The sequence below is a fragment of the Methylobacterium sp. SyP6R genome (assembly GCF_019216885.1).
Lineage (GTDB): Bacteria > Pseudomonadota > Alphaproteobacteria > Rhizobiales > Beijerinckiaceae > Methylobacterium.
Map to the genome: position 1 here is coordinate 2,198,442 of NZ_JAAQRC020000001.1, position 13,936 is coordinate 2,212,377.

The 13,936-nt window shown below is 73.3% G+C and carries 13 protein-coding genes; 5 read left to right on the forward strand and 8 right to left on the reverse strand.

Annotated elements, in window-relative coordinates; translation table 11 throughout:
• Nucleotides 1-2: 2 nt before the first annotated feature.
• Genes HBB12_RS10165 through HBB12_RS10175 form a run of 3 tightly spaced genes read right to left on the reverse strand, consistent with a single transcriptional unit; the run spans nt 3 to nt 2,865 of the window.
• Nucleotides 3-767 (reverse strand): ABC transporter permease subunit, encoded by a 765-nt coding sequence (locus tag HBB12_RS10165; protein WP_236989234.1) that lies wholly within the window; start codon nt 765-767, stop codon nt 3-5.
• Complete coding sequence (locus HBB12_RS10170) at nt 764-1,933, reverse strand: ABC transporter permease subunit (RefSeq protein WP_236989235.1); 1,170 nt, start codon at nt 1,931-1,933, stop codon at nt 764-766. The genes HBB12_RS10165 and HBB12_RS10170 overlap by 4 nt, the downstream gene beginning before the upstream one ends.
• Nucleotides 1,930-2,865, reverse strand: a complete 936-nt coding sequence (locus HBB12_RS10175) for a glycine betaine ABC transporter substrate-binding protein (RefSeq protein WP_236992734.1) — start codon at nt 2,863-2,865, stop codon at nt 1,930-1,932. The genes HBB12_RS10170 and HBB12_RS10175 overlap by 4 nt, the downstream gene beginning before the upstream one ends.
• Before the next feature lie 282 nt (nt 2,866-3,147).
• Between HBB12_RS10175 and HBB12_RS10180 the strand changes: the two genes are divergently transcribed.
• Nucleotides 3,148-3,459 carry a response regulator gene (locus tag HBB12_RS10180; RefSeq protein WP_442919353.1) on the forward strand — a complete coding sequence of 104 codons (312 nt, stop codon included), beginning with the start codon at nt 3,148-3,150 and terminating at the stop codon, nt 3,457-3,459.
• Between the two features lie 485 nt (nt 3,460-3,944).
• On the opposite strand, the gene HBB12_RS10185 is transcribed toward HBB12_RS10180, so the two are convergent.
• From HBB12_RS10185 to rsmI, 3 genes are all read right to left on the reverse strand, one after another.
• Entirely contained in the window at nt 3,945-4,160 is a 216-nt protein-coding gene (locus tag HBB12_RS10185; RefSeq protein WP_236989237.1) for a hypothetical protein, read from the reverse strand.
• A gap of 90 nt (nt 4,161-4,250) precedes the next feature.
• The gene (locus HBB12_RS10190) at nt 4,251-4,637 is read right to left on the reverse strand and encodes a YraN family protein (protein WP_236989238.1); all 387 of its coding nucleotides are present in this window, start codon (nt 4,635-4,637) and stop codon (nt 4,251-4,253) included.
• Nucleotides 4,621-5,586 (reverse strand): 16S rRNA (cytidine(1402)-2'-O)-methyltransferase, encoded by a 966-nt coding sequence (gene rsmI, locus HBB12_RS10195; RefSeq protein ID WP_236989239.1) that lies wholly within the window; start codon nt 5,584-5,586, stop codon nt 4,621-4,623. The genes HBB12_RS10190 and rsmI overlap by 17 nt, the downstream gene beginning before the upstream one ends.
• Before the next feature lie 162 nt (nt 5,587-5,748).
• Here rsmI and HBB12_RS10200 point away from each other — a divergent pair, with 162 nt between their 5' ends.
• A complete protein-coding gene (locus tag HBB12_RS10200; protein WP_236989240.1) occupies nt 5,749-6,954 on the forward strand; it encodes a penicillin-binding protein activator in 1,206 nt (401 codons plus the stop codon).
• 410 nt (nt 6,955-7,364) lie between these two features.
• Here the strand turns inward: HBB12_RS10200 and HBB12_RS10205 are convergent, their stop codons facing one another.
• Entirely contained in the window at nt 7,365-7,976 is a 612-nt protein-coding gene (locus HBB12_RS10205; protein WP_236989241.1) for a pyridoxamine 5'-phosphate oxidase family protein, read from the reverse strand.
• Between the two features lie 123 nt (nt 7,977-8,099).
• Between HBB12_RS10205 and HBB12_RS10210 the strand changes: the two genes are divergently transcribed.
• Together HBB12_RS10210 and HBB12_RS10215 are read left to right on the forward strand one after the other, a co-directional pair.
• A complete protein-coding gene (locus HBB12_RS10210) occupies nt 8,100-8,903 on the forward strand; it encodes a thioredoxin domain-containing protein (RefSeq protein WP_236989242.1) in 804 nt (267 codons plus the stop codon).
• Nucleotides 8,904-8,986: 83 nt separating this feature from the next.
• Entirely contained in the window at nt 8,987-9,820 is an 834-nt protein-coding gene (locus HBB12_RS10215) for a beta-keto acid cleavage family enzyme (RefSeq protein ID WP_236989243.1), read from the forward strand.
• 80 nt (nt 9,821-9,900) lie between these two features.
• Here HBB12_RS10215 and HBB12_RS10220 read toward each other — a convergent pair whose 3' ends face one another.
• Nucleotides 9,901-10,422 (reverse strand): phasin, encoded by a 522-nt coding sequence (locus HBB12_RS10220; protein ID WP_236989244.1) that lies wholly within the window; start codon nt 10,420-10,422, stop codon nt 9,901-9,903.
• 259 nt (nt 10,423-10,681) lie between these two features.
• Here HBB12_RS10220 and HBB12_RS10225 point away from each other — a divergent pair, with 259 nt between their 5' ends.
• Nucleotides 10,682-13,879 (forward strand): PAS domain-containing sensor histidine kinase, encoded by a 3,198-nt coding sequence (locus HBB12_RS10225; protein WP_236989245.1) that lies wholly within the window; start codon nt 10,682-10,684, stop codon nt 13,877-13,879.
• The last annotated feature ends 57 nt before the right edge of the window (nt 13,880-13,936 follow it).

The following is a 13,936-nucleotide window of genomic DNA, read 5'->3' on the forward strand; positions in this document are numbered from 1 at the left end:
TTCTATTGATCGTTGACACTCTCGGAAGAAAGTGCCGAAAATCGCTTCGCGGCCAATGTGACGCTTAACCAAGCCGCATCCGCCAGGAAAGCCAGCGCCGCCGCGGCCGCCGCGCCCTGGACCAGCGCCAGGGTGTTCTGGGTCTGCAACCCGACCACGATCGGCGTGCCCAGCGTCTGGGCCCCGGCGAGCGCCCCGATCGCGGCGGTCGCCACCGCCAGCACCAGCACCACCCGCAAGGCTTCCAGGATCGGCCCGGCAGCGAGCGGCAGCTCGACCCGCATCAGGATCTGCGTCGGCGTGAGCCCCATCCCGATCGCCGCCCGGCGCACCTCCTCCGGCACGGTGGCGAGCGCGCCGACGGTGCCGCGCATCACCGGCATCAGCCCGTAGGCGGCGAGCGCCAGGAGGATCGGCGGCGCGCCGAAGCCGAGCACCGGCAGGGCGAGCGCCACCACCACCACCGGCGGGGCGGCCTGGGCGGCGGCGGCCAGGGTGTCGAGGGTGGCGCGCAACGAGGCACCGGCGACGCGGGTCGCCAGGATGCCGAGGCCGAGCCCGGCCCCACCCGCCAAGACGAAACCGCCGAGCGCCAGGACGAGATGCTGCCGGGCGAGCCAGGCGAGGCGACCGGCCGGCACCGGCGTGCCGGCCTGGAGGCCGAGGAGACGGACCACGAATCCGGCGACCTCCGGCAGGCTGAGCACCGCGAGGCACAGGGCCACCCCGAACGGCACGAGCGCGCGGGCGAACCGGGGACGGGTCATGCCGGCATCTCCCGGGTGCCGCCGAGGAGCGCGAGCCCGGCATCGACCGCGAGAGCGAGGCCGATCACCGGGAGGGCGCCAAGCAGGATCAGGTCCTGGGCGAATTGCGCCATGCCCTCGAAGACCAGCGCCCCGAGTCCCCCGGCCCCGACGAGGCCGCCGAGGGTGGCGAGCCCGACGCTCTGCACCGCCGCCACCCGCAATGCCCCGATCAGCACCGGCGCGCCGAGGGGCAGGCGCACCCGCAGCAGCACCTCGCGGGGGTTGAGGCCGATCGCCCGGGCGGCGGCGAGCACGTCCGCGTCCGCCGCCGCGAGGCCGGCGGCGAGCCCGCTCACCAGCGGCAGGCAGAGATAGGCGGCGGTGCCGAGCACCGCCGGCACCGGACCGATGGCCGACAGGCCGAGGCTCCGCAGCGCCGGAACGAGGGCGAGCAGGCCCGACAGACCCGCCACCAGGGCAGCGAAGAGTGCGAGCGCCGGCACGACCTGGATCCCGCTCACCAGCCCGTCGACGAGGCGCGCGCCCGGCCCGTCGCGCAGGCGCAGGAGCGCCAGGGGAACGGAAACGGCGAGCGCGATGAGGAGCGAAGCTCCGGCGAGCCCGAGATGCTGCCACGAAGCCGCCGCCACGGCCCCCGCCCGCGCCCGGTACTCGACCGCCAGCGACAGCGAATCGAGGACACCCGCCGCTGCGAAGAGAACGGTGAAGCCAAGGAGCAGCAGGGCGGCGATGAGGCCGCCCCGGCGCGGCAGGACGGCCCTCCCCGCCTCTCCGGCGAGCCCCGCCACCGCCAGGAGAGCGAGCCACCCGCCCGAGCCGAGGGCGGCGCGGGCGGCCGGCTTCTGGCCTGCGAGGAGCCCGGCGGCGCCCTGCCCGAGGCCGAGGAGCAGTACGCACCAGGCGGCCAGAGCCGCCGCCAGGGCGGCCCAGGCACGCCACGGCCGCGCCGGACCGGCGAGCAGCATCACCGCACCGACCGCGAGCCCGCCCGCCGCCATCCCGGCGACGCCACTTCCGACGGGGCTGCCGGGGACCAGGCGGTTCGGCGCCAGGGTGAGGAACGGTAGTCCGGCGAGGGCCGCGACGGCGAGACCCGCTATCGCCACGGCGAGCCACGGCGAGGACGGCCAAGCCGTGGGCCGTTTCACGGAATCGATCGTCATGGCGCGAGGGTTCCGAGGTAGCGGCGGGCGACCGCCTCCGGGGTGTCGCCCTCCACCGCCACCTCGGCGTTCAGCCGCCTCAGGGTCGGGAGGTCGAGGCCGGAGAAGAGGCGATCGAGGGCGGGGGCGATCTCCGGATGAAGGGCGAGGACCGGCGTGCGGATCACCGGCGCCGGCTCGTAGACGATCTGCGCCCCGGCCGGATCGCTCATCACCGCGACGTCGAGGGCCGCGATCGCCCCGTCGGTGCCGTAGACCATGCCGGCATTGACCCCGCTGATCCCCTGCGCCGCCGCCCGCAAGGTGACGGCGGTATCGCCGCCCGGCAGCATCACGATCCGCTCCCGCGGCATCACGAAATCGTAGGCCCGCTCGAAGGACGGCAGGGCGGCCGGGCTCTCGACGAACTCCGCCGAGGCGCAGAGCTCGATCAGGCCGCGGCGGACCGCGCCGGCAAAATCCGCCATCGTGGCGAGGCGCTCGGCCCGGGCGAGGCGCCCCTGCACGGCGATCTGCCAGGTGTTGTTCGCCGGCGCTGCCTTGAGCCAGGCGAGGCCGTTCTTGGCGTCGAAGGCCTTCGCCGCCGCGTAGGCCGTCTCCGCCCGGCGCCAGACCGGATCGGCATCGGTTCCGGAGAAGAAGGCGGCGTTGCCGGTATATTCCGGGTAGAGGTCGATCTCGCCGGCGGTGAGCGCGGTGCGCACGATGCGGGTCGGCCCGAGCTGGAGCCGGGCCGTCACCGGCACGCCGAGCCGCCGCAGCACCATCACGATCAGGTGGCCGAGCAGGGCGCCCTCCCCGTCCACCTTCGAGGCGACGACGACCGGCCGGTCGGCCAGCGCCGCCGTCGACGAGAGGGCCAATCCGACGAGTCCCCCTGCGATCAGGGCCCTCCGATTCAAGGGGTGGGGAGTATCGTGAAGCCGCTGCATCGCGTCCCAGGTCCGTGCGCTTGACATGTCTGGCGTTCCGGGCGACGGCTCACCGGCGCAGGTCTTGGTCGGGATCGGTCTTGGCTGCCGGCGCTGACTCGCATGGGTTGCGGGCGGATGAAACCCCTGACGGTCGAGCGGACAAAGCCGCGGCAGGGACAGGTCGGTCGGGCCTCGATTCGGGGCGTTGAGGGAAAGAACTCCGGCGTGGGCACGGAAACAAGCGAAGACCTCCTGAATGGTGCCCGCGTCCTCGTGGTGGAGGACGAGGCGGCAATCTCGATGCTGCTGGAGGACATGCTGGTCGATTTCGGCTGCGAGGTCGTGGGTCCGGCGGCCCGGCTGAGCAAGGCGCTCGAGATGGCCGAGAGCGAGAGCTTCGTGGTCGCGATCCTCGACGTCAACGTCGCCGGCGAGCCGATCTACCCCGTCGCCGAGGCGATCGTGCGCCGCGGCCTGCCGCTGGTCTTCTCCACCGGCTATGGCGGCGCCGGCATCCGCGAGCCGTTTCGCGACCGCCCGGTGGTGCAGAAGCCGTTCAGCCAGCAGGACCTCAAGCGCACCCTGATCGCCGCGATCGCGGCGGCGCGCTGAGGCGCTGGGCCCTGCGGGGCCGGTTTTTCGCAGCGTCGTGTCGACGTTGTCGATTCAGAACACCCTATTCTCAGCCGACGGCCGGGATAGCTGGTGCCATCACGAAGGCGCAGCCCTTCTTCTCTCCCCGACAGATCCCGGGCTTGCCGGGAATCGGCAAGCGATGGACGAAGTCGGGCAAGCGCGACTTCGTCGCGGGAAGAGGCCTGAGTTCCGAAGGGCTCAGGAAGCGTAAAAGGCGAGGGCGAGGGCGAGGGGGTGTCCGGAGGCGCCTCGCCCGTCGAGGCCCCCTCACCGCCGCTTTCGCCTCCGCCTGCTGCGTCTCCTGAGCGGGGACACAGCTCTCTTTCCACCCGCAGGGAGAGGAAAGCCCCCGCGCCTTTTCCTTCTCCAGGCGGCGTCGCGTCACCATACGCACAAAGAGGCGATGCGCTCGACGCTCGCCCCGACCCACATCATCTCACATAGAACCGCAAAAGCCGCCTTCAGCCCGCCACCCGCTGCGGCGCAGCGACAGCCCGCCGCTCGGTGGGCTTCCGGGCGTCGGCCGCCTCCTGCGCCTCGACGCGGCGCTTGAACGCGCCCCAGGCCATCAGGGTGCAGCCGCAGCCATCGCACTGAATCATGGCGTCGTCGGTCAGATCGGCCGGCAGGCGCACCCCCGGCGAGCCGCAGGACTCGCATCCGAAACCGCTGCGCATCTCGTGACCCCCTCACCTCCGACACCATCGCGACCGCGAGCTTAAGCATGCTGCGCTGCACGCAAGATGAACGCAATTGCAGAATTCGGATTAGGGGTCCATCTCCAGTTCGAAGGCCGAGACGACATGGCGGGGCCAGCGCCCGGGCGCGACGAACACCGCATCCGCCCTCAAGGTGAGGGCGGCGCTCCACGGCGCCCGGGCGATCCAGGCCCGGACGGCACGGGAGAACAGACGGCGCTTGCGGGCGTCGATCGCGATGGAGGCGTCCGCCAGGGTCGGCCGCGCCTTGACCTCCACGAAGGCGACGACGCCGCCGCGGCGCACGATCAGGTCGATCTCGCCGCCGCCGATCGAGACCCGCCAGGCCAGCGGGCGATACCCCTTGAGGAGGAGGGCCGAGGCCGCGAGCCACTCGGCCCGCCGGCCGCGGGCGAGATGGAGGCGGCGGCGGGCGGCGTCAGGCTTCGCCGGCATCGTCGGCGCGGCGGGCCAGAACCAGGGCGCGGGCATAGACCTCGCGCCGCTTCAAGCCGGTCTCGTCGGCGACGAGGCTGGCGGCGTCCTTGATCGAGTGGCGGGCGAGCGCCGCCTCGATCCGGGCATCGAGGTCGGCGTCGTGCTCCGGGCCCGGCGCGTCCTCGGGCGCGGTGCCGATCACCACCACCACCTCGCCCTTCGGCGGGCCGGAGGCGGCGTAGTCGGCGGCGAGCCCCGCGAGGTCGCCCCGGCGCACGGTCTCGAACAGCTTGGTCAGTTCGCGCGCCACCGCGGCGGGGCGGGTGCCGCCCAGCACGTCCGCCGCGTCCGCCAGCATCTCGGGCAGGCGGTGGGGCGCCTCGAACAGCACCAGCGTACCGGGGATGCCCGCGAGCAGAGCCAGTCGGTTGCGCCGCGCCCCGCTCTTCTGCGGCAGGAACCCCTCGAAGAAGAACCGATCGGTCGGCAGGCCCGCGGCGACGAGCGCGGTGATCGCCGCCGAAGGGCCGGGAATCGGGGTGACGGCAAGCCCCGCCTCGATCGCCGCCTGGACCAGCTTGAAGCCCGGATCCGAGACAAGCGGCGTGCCGGCATCGGAGACCAGCGCCAGGGCCTCGCCGTCCTTCATGCGAGCAATCATCCGCTCGCGCACGCCCTCCCCCGAATGCTCGTGATAGGCGAGGAGCGGCGTGGTGATGCCGTAATGCGCCAGCAGCGTGCGGGTCACCCGGGTGTCCTCGGCCAGCACCGCGTCGGCGGCGGCGAGCGTCGAGAGCGCCCGGAAGGTCACGTCCTTCAGGTTGCCGATCGGCGTCGCCACGACGTGCAGGCCGGGGGACAGGGGCTCGGCCTCGGCGGCGAGGCCGAAGGCGGTGTAGACGGCCGGGCCCCGGCCGGACGCGCGGTCCGGGGAACGGCGGCGGGAATCGTCGCTGCGCTGGGTCATCGCCGCCATAGTGCCACGGCCCAGGCACGCGGCGCCATGGCGCGTCGGACGGGAGCGGTCGTTTACTTTTCACCGGCAGACTTTATGCACCGGGCACGGATGTTGCTGCCGGGTTGCCGTCGCCGATTCGCGGCGCGGGCTACCGGACCGGGGGAGCGGGCGATGGGGGGCATCGGCCTTCAGACTCTGAGGCGTTTCGGACGGAGCGCCGCCGTGCTCGCCGGCCTGTCGTTGCTCGCCGCCTGCGGCGGGGTCGACAGCCCGGTCGTCGCCACCCGTACCGCGCCGGTCGAGGCGCCGCTCCCGGCCGGCGACGGGACGGTACTGGGCGCCGGCAGCGTCAAGGTCGCGCTGATCCTGCCGCTCTCCGGGCCCGGCGCGGCGGTCGGCGCGAGCTTGCGCAACGCCGCCGACATGGCGCTGCAGGAATCGCAGAGCCCCGACCTGAAGATCCTGGTGAAGGACGACCGCAGCACGCCGGAGGGCGCCCGGGAGGCCGCGGCCGCGGCGCTCGCGGAAGGGGCGGACCTCGTCATCGGCCCGCTCTTCGCCGCCACGGTGCAATCGGCCGCCGCCACGGTGAGGCCCAGCGGCAAGCCGGTGATCGCCTTCTCGACCGATGCCAGCGTGGCGGCACGCGGCGTCTACCTGCTGAGCTTCCTGCCCCAGACCGAGGTCGACCGCATCGTCGACGAGACCACGGCGGCAGGACGGCGCTCCTTCGCGGCCCTGATCCCGGATTCGACCTACGGCCACGTCGTCGAGGCGCAGTTCCGCGAGGCGGTGGCCCGCCGCGGCGGCCGCGTGGTGGCGATCGAACGCTACCCCGCCGGCAACCCCGCCGCCTCGATCGGGCGCCTCGCCCCGCTGATCGCGGGACCGGCGCCGCAGGCCGACGCGCTGTTCCTGCCCGATACGCCGGAGGGCCTGGGCGTCGCCGGCCCGGCGCTCACCCGCGCCGGCTTCAACCCGACCCGGGTCAAGCCGGTCGGCACCGCGGTGTGGAACGACCCGAGGGTCTTCGCGCTGCCGGCCTTTCAGGGCGGCTGGTTCGCCGCCAGCGATCCGGCGGGTTTTTCCGGCTTCAGCCAGCGCTACCGGGCCCGGTTCGGCTCCGATCCGGTGCGGGTCGCGACGCTCGCCTACGACGCCGTGTCCCTCGCCGCGGCGCTGAACCGGCAATACGGGTCGCAGCGCTTCGCCGACACGACCCTCACCAACCCCTCGGGCTTCGCCGGAATCGACGGCACGTTCCGGTTCCGCCCGGAAGGCACCAGCGACCGGACGCTCGCGGTGTTCGAGATCCGCTCCGGCGGCACGACGATCGTCAGCCCGGCCCCCCGGGCGCTCGGGCCTTCGGGGACGTGAGTGGGGCGGGGCGCACGGGACGTGCGACGGATGGCGTATCCCACCCTCATACGCTTTGCGATTGATCGCTTCGCGATGCGGAAAGCGGCTTCGCTCAGGCGTGTGAAGCCTACGGCTTCACCGCGCGGACTGACGATACGAAATCCGTAAGTGATCGTCCGGATTTCGTATCACCTCATCCTGAGGTGCGAGCGAAGCGAGCCTCGAAGGAGGGCTCCAGGAATCACGGAGGTTTCTGGAGCCCTCCTTCGAGGTCAGTCGATCTCCGATCGACCAACACCTCAGGATGAGGCGTGAGAATGGGATTCGCCGTTCCCGCCTCATTATTCAATGGGAAAATCTGACTCGAAACGGGCTTCGAAATCAGGATTCGGCAGCAGGACGATGTGTCGAGGTGACTGGCCAGGCCCTCAATACAGCCGCGTCCGATACGACTCGTCCATCAGCCGCTCGGCCTCGGAGACGCCGATCGCCCCGGTCTGCTCGGCGAGCACGCGGCCGAGGCTCGGGAAGCCCTCGCGCGGCACCTGTGCCGCGGGGTCCCACAGCCGCGCCCGCATCACCGCCTTGCCGCAATGGAAGAACACCTCCCGCACCGCGACGACCAGCCCGGTGGTCGGAACCTTGCCCTGGGCGGCGAGCGGCGTGAGCAGGGCGGGATCCGTGGTGAGGCGGGCGGTGCCGTTGACCCGCAGAGTTTCGGTGATTCCGGGCACGAGGAAGATCAGGCCGATGCCCGGCGCGGCCAGCAGGTTGCCGAAGCTGTCGGCGCGGTTGTTGCCGCGCCGATCCGGGATCAGCAGGGTGACGTCGTCGATCACCTGAACGAAGCCCGGCGCGTCGCCGCGCGGGCTCGCATCGGCCCGGCCCTCCGCGTCGGCGGTGGCGGCCACCAGGAACGGCGAGAGCGCGATGAACGCCCGGGCATGCCGGTCGAGGCGAACCTGGACCTTGCCCTCGGCCAGGCGGCTGACCGGGCCCATATGGTCGCGCAGGGCGTCTGCGTCGCGAATCCCGTCCATTCCGCCTCCGTCGCTCCACTGCGGCGTCGTGTCCGCCGGGGCGATGAATCCGTCGCGCCGACGAGGCACGCGGCCGCCCTATGTCACCCCGAAGGTGCGAGGTCCGGGCGATCGATGCAAGCGATGAGAGTTCGCGGCCTCGCCGCCCGCTTCGGCCTCGCCGCACTCCTGGCCCTCCTCGGCCAGCCGGCCGCGGCCGGGCTGACGCCGAAGGACCTGTCGGGCGTCGGGCTGGCGCCGCCCCCCGGCGCGCGGGCGCCGCTCGATGCCGCCTTCACCGATGCCGCCGACGGACGCGGCCTGACGCTCGGGCAGGCCCTCGCCGGGCGCCCGACCCTGCTGATGCCCCTCGATTACGCCTGCCGCAACGTCTGCGACCCGATGCTCAGCCTTGCCGGCACGGCGCTCGCCGCCACCGGCCTCGTGCCGGGCACGGATTTTAAGCTGGTGACGCTCGGCTTCAACCCGCGCGCGCCGGCCGCCACCGCCCGCGCCATGGTGACGGAGCAGCTCGGCCAGGGGCCGCTCCTCGCCAGCGCCGTCGTGCTCACCGGGGCACCGGGACCGGTCGAGGCGGTGACGCGCGCCGTCGGCTACGCCTACGCCTATGACCGGGACACCGAATCTTATGCCCACCCGGCCGGCGCCCTGGTGCTGGCCGGCGACGGCCGGGTCGCCCGGGTCCTCTCGCCGCTAGCGATGACCGCCCGCGACCTGCGCCTCGCCCTGGTCGAGGCCGGCGAGGGCCGGGTCGGCGGCCTCGCCGACCGGCTGGTGCTGCTCTGCTACGGGTACGACCCGCAGACCGGGATCTACACCCCGCTGATCCGCCGCATCCTGGCGGCGTCCGGCCTCGCCACGGTCCTCGGCATCGGCCTCCTGGTGCTCGGGCTGCACCGGCGCTCGCGCCGGGACCATCCGGTGTGACGGGTGCCAGACTACCTTGTGCGCCGGCCGTGCAGAATGCGGCGTCGCCGAATCGGAACGAGCGCGAAGAACCGGGAAGACAGATGGCCATCCCCCTCGTGATCACCGTGGCGCCGAACGGCGCCCGCCGTACCAAAGCCGACCACCCCGCCCTGCCGATCGATCCGCGGGAGATCGGCCTGGAAGCCGCCCGCTGCCGCGAGGCCGGCGCCGCGATGATCCACCTGCACGTGCGCGACGCCGAACAGCGCCACACCCTCGACCTCGACCGCTACCGGGCGGCGCTCGCGGCGGTGCGCCGCGAGGCGGGGCCGGAGATGATCCGTCAGGTCACCACCGAGGCGGTCGGCCTCTACGGCCCGGCCGAGCAGATGGCGGCGATGCGGGCGCTGAAGCCCGAAGCGTTCTCGGTGGCATTGCGCGAACTCTTCGCCGAGCCGGAGGACGAGGGCGCCGCCGCCGCCTTCCTGGCCGAGCAGGCCCGGGCGGGGGTCATGGTGCAGCACATCCTGTACGATGCGGGCGACGTCACCCGCTTCCAGGGCCTGGTGGCGCGAGGGCTGATCCCGCTCGAGCGGACGAGCGTGCTGTTCGTGCTCGGCCGCTACGCCGTCGGCCAGCGCTCGGACCCGGCCGACCTGCTGCCCTTCCTCACCGCCTGGAACTCCGAGCACCATCTCGACCTGCCCTGGGCGCTCTGCGCCTTCGGCCCGCGGGAAGCGGCCTGCCTCGTCGCCGCGGCCGCGGTCGGCGGTCATGCGCGGGTCGGATTCGAGAACAACCTGTGGCGGCCGGACGGGAGCCTCGCACCTGACAACGCCGCGCAGGTCGCCGCTCTCGCGGCCCTGGCACGGAGCATCGGGATTGCCGTCGCCTCGCCGGTGCAGGCCCGGGCCTTGTTCGGCGGCGAGGGGTAAAGACGCACGACCAGCATGAAAAAGGCCGCGCCCCTCGCAGGGCGCGGCCGAGGCCGTGCGGAAAAGCCGGCCCGCGCGTCTTAGGACGCGGCGTCCTTGGCGGCGTTGGTGGCCTGGTCGGTGGCGCTGCGGGCGGCTTCAGTCCCCTTCTGCATCGCCTGGCGGGCGTGCTCGGCACCCTGCTGCATGGCGGTACGGGCCTGCTCGGCGCCCTGCTGCATCGCCTGCTTGGCGTTCTCGGCGCTCTGCTGCATCGCACTCTGGGCGAGGCCGCCGAACTCGCGGGCCTGCGTCTGCATGGCGGCGAACTGGCTGCGCACGAACTCGGCCTGGTGCTGCATCGCCTCCTGGACGTCCTTCGAGCGGACGAGCTTCTGGGCGAGGTCGAACGCGGCGTTCACGTTCTGCTCGGCGAAGGAGAAGCCGCGGGTCGAGGTTTCCTGGGCATTGGTGCGGGCCATCTCGGCCGAGCCCTGGAGCGTGTCGGCGGTCTTGCGCGCCGCGCCGAGGAACGAATCGAACGCCTTGCGGGCCTGCTCGACGCTCTTCTCCGCGAAGTCCCGCATCTCGGTCGGGATCTCGTAGTTCGGGGTCTGGGTCATGTTCGTCTCCTCATGTTGGGCGCGTCCCGCGGCGCGGTGCGCTGGGGCCGGGCACTATTGTGCACCGCACAATAGCATGGTCCGAGCGGAATGCCACCTTTTCCGGCAGGCATTAAGGTTGACGGCAGGATAACGCAGCGACTGCGCATTTCGTGCCGGTGCGGGAAGGTGCCAGTTGGTTTAAAGCAGGCCGGGTGGGTCGTGTTCGGACAAGAACCGGGCAAGAACCGGGTGCGGCGGTGGTGCGCGGGGAGAAGCAGTGGGTCGGGACGTGCTCTTCGAGACGACGATCGAGGCCCTGCGGGCCGTTCCGACCTTCGGGCAGCGGATCGCCGGTGACGATCGCGCGTTCCTGCTCCTCGACCGGACGGCGACGCGGCTGCTCCACGCCTCCCCGGCCGCCGCGCCGTTGTGCGAGACGCTCGCGGATGCGGACGGGCGGATCGATTCGTCCCTCGGTCTTCCGGCGCAGCTGCGGGGCTCCCTGAGCCTGCCCGTCGGGACGGCGCAGCCGCGATTGGAGCGCCTGCGCCTCGCCGGGCGCCTCGCCCCGCCGCTGCTCTGCGCCTGCCTGCCCGCCGCCCTGCCGGACGGCGAGCCCGGCCTCGCCGTCGCGATCCTCGATCCCCTGCCCGTCCGTCGCCCTCGCCGCGCGCCGGCCGTCGCCGGTTCCACGGCGGCCCTGCCCGCCGCAGCGGCGGAGCCGGGCCCCGAACCCGCCCCCGCGCCGGTCCCCGCCGCGACGGAGCCGGCTCCCCGTCCGACTCCCGGGCCCGGCCTGCGCTTCCTGTGGCGCAGCGACGCCCGCGGCTGTCTCGTCGAGGTGACCGGCGGGTTGTCCGAGACCGTCGGCGCCTCCCCGGTCGGGCGGAGCTGGGACGAGCTGCTCGCCGGCCCGGTCGAAGCGGAGCCCGACATGGGCTCGTCCTTGGGCTCGTCCTTGGCCGAGGCCCTGGCGCAGCGCCACACCTTCCGGGCCGTGCCTTTGCGCTGGCGCATCGCGGGCACCCGCGAGGCCGTGGCGGTCGACCTCTCGGGCGCCCCCCGCCTCGGGGCCGGCCGCGCCTTCGCGGGCTTCAGCGGCTTCGGGGTCATCCATCCGGAGCGGGTCGTCCCGGCGGCCGACCGGCCCGAGACGGCCGAGCCGAAGCCGCCCCGCCCTTCCTTACGCGAGCGCGCCGCCGCGGTGATCGCCGTCGGGCGCCAGCCCGCCGCGGATCCCGCTGCATGGCATCATCCCGCCCCGGATTCCGCGCCCCGCCCCGACACGGTGCCCGCCTCCCCGCCGCGCATGCCGGAGCCCGATCCGGATGCGCCCGACTTCGCGTCCCTCGCCGGGGCGACCATGGCGGAATTCGCCGGCCTGATGGCGGCCCCCTTCGCGCATCTCGGGATGAGCTGGGGATTCGGGACGCGGACGCCCCCTCCGCCGGCAGAGGCATCCGCCGCGAAAGCGATGTCGCCCCCGGTGCAGGCGCAGCCCGAGGGAGCGGGGTCCCGAGAGGCGCACCTGCAAGAGGCGCACCTGCGAGAGGTTAACCTGGGAGACTCGCACCCGGACGAGTCGTCTTCGGGAGGGGAACACTCCGGAGAGTCACCGCACCGGGACGCGTCCCAGGCTGCCCCTCCGTCCCCACCGGCACATGCCGCCGGCTCCCTTGCCGCCGGCTCCCTTGCCGCCGAGCCCCTTGCCGCCGAGCCCCTTGCCGCCGAGCCCGATCCCTCTGAGCCCCCGGCGGACGATCCGTCACCGCCCGCCGAGTCCCCGGCGGAGGAGCGGCCGCGCAACCCCTCCCTCTCCCTCAACGAGCACGCGGCGTTCCGGGAGATCGCCCGGGCGCTGGGCGCCCGCTTCGCCGGGGATCCGGAGAGCGCCGAGGCCGCGCCGCCCGCGGCTCCGGCGCCGCACGGGGCGCCGATCCGGAATGCGGTGACGCCGTTTCGCGGGGCGCAGGCGCTCGCTCGCCTCCCCGAGCCCGGCGCCGAGGCGGCGCTCGCCCGCCTCGTCGAGCGGCTGCCGGTCGGGCTCCTGGTCCATCGCGGCGACGAGGTGCTGCTCGCCAACCGCCATCTCCTGGCCCTGTCGGGCTACGACAGCCCCGAGGCCCTGGCGGCGGCCGGCGGGTCGGGGGTGATCTTCCGCGGCCGCGACCCGTCCGCCTCTTCCGGGCCCGGCGAGAGCGCCCCGATCGCACTGGCGACCCGGACCGGCGGCAGCGTGCCGGTCGGCGTCACCGTCGGGGTGATCGAATGGGACGGTGCGCCCGCGAGCCTGCTGACGATCCGGCGCCTGCCCGATGCCGATCCGGTCCAGTCGCTGGCGGCGGCCGAGGTCCATCTCGCCCACCGCGACGCCAACCTGCGCGAGACCACGGCGATCCTCGACGCGGTCACCGACGGGGTGGTGGTGCTCGACGAGGAGGGCCGCATCGTCAGCATGAACCGCGGCGCGCAAGGCCTGCTCGGCGTGGAACCCCGCGAGGTTGCGGGCGAGCCCCTGATCGGGCTGTTCTCGCCCGAGAGCCGCCCAGCGGCCCAGGCCGCCCTGCTGCGGGCGAGCGCCGGGGCCACCGCGACGACCGGCGACGAGGTCATGGCGCGGGGGCCGGACGGCCCGCTGCCCCTGATCCTCACCCTGGCGCCGGTGGCGAGCGGGCCGCCGCGCCGCGTCGCCGCGGTGTTGCGCGACGTCTCGGCGTCACGGCGCACCGAGGCCGAACTGGTGCGGGCCCGCCGCGAGGCCGAGCGGGCGAGCGCCCAGAAGTCGGATTTCCTGGCCACGATCAGCCACGAGGTCCGCACGCCGCTCAACGCCATCATCGGCTTTGCCGAGGTGATGCTGGAGGAGCAGTTCGGTCCCGTCGGCAGCGAGCGCTACCGCGACTACCTGCGCGACATCCGGACCTCCGGCGAGCACGTGGTCAGCCTGGTCAACGACCTCCTGGATCTGGCCAAGATCGAGGCCGGCCACCTCGACCTCGCCTTTGCGGGGCTCGCCCTCAACGACCTCGTGGCGGCCTCGGTCGCCCTGATGCAGCCCCAGGCCGCGCGCCAGCGGGTGGTGATGCGCACGAGCTTCGCCGCCGGCCTGCCGGCGGTGCTGGCCGACCAACGGTCGTTGCGCCAGGCCGCCCTCAACGTGATCTCGAACGCGATCAAGTTCACCGATGCGGGCGGGCAGGTGATCGTCTCGACGGCGGCGACCGACCGGGGCGGCGTGGCGCTCCGGGTGCGCGACACCGGCATCGGCATGAGCCCGGAGGAGGTCGAGACCGCGCTCCAGCCCTTCCGCCAGATCGCCACCGCCCAGCGCCGCGGCGGCGGCACGGGCTTGGGCCTGCCGCTGACCAAGGCGCTGGTCGAGGCGAACCGGGCCAGTTTGCGGATCACCAGCCGCAAGGGCGAGGGGACGCTGGTCGAGGTGCTGTTCCCGGCCACCCGGGTGCTCGAATCCTGACCTATCGCCCGGGCGGTCCCGGGCTTAGGCTCCACCGCTCGATGGTCCCCGCCGAAA